The sequence below is a fragment of the Pseudomonas sp. SIMBA_068 genome, assembly GCF_046534705.1.
GTDB classification, from domain to species: Bacteria; Pseudomonadota; Gammaproteobacteria; order Pseudomonadales; family Pseudomonadaceae; genus Aquipseudomonas; species Aquipseudomonas putida.
The window spans coordinates 1-231 of record NZ_JAWRYI010001821.1 but is presented as its reverse complement, the minus strand read 5'-3'; the positions used below and the strand labels follow the sequence as shown (position 1 = coordinate 231).

Sequence of the window (231 nt, the reverse complement as noted above, 5' to 3'; positions counted from 1 at the left end):
AACTCAGAATCGCCGGGTTATTGTTCATGGTCAGAACAATAATCGAGAGATCCGGGTAGTGGCGTTTAATATATTTAATCAGCGTAATACCATCGCCATACTTCTCACCTGGCATAGAGAGGTCGGTGATCAGGACGTTGGCGTCAAGCTTGGACAGATTATTGATCAGTGCTGTTGAGTCTTCGAACTCACCTACAACGTTAACCCATTCAATTTGTTCCAGAGATTTTC

Annotated in this window: 1 protein-coding gene; it reads right to left on the bottom strand. The window is 43.7% G+C overall.

What is annotated here, in order from left to right; all coding sequences use genetic code 11:
* Positions 1-231 (bottom strand): response regulator (locus tag SB756_RS36055; protein ID WP_410914044.1); only part of this gene is annotated, 231 nt, incomplete at both ends.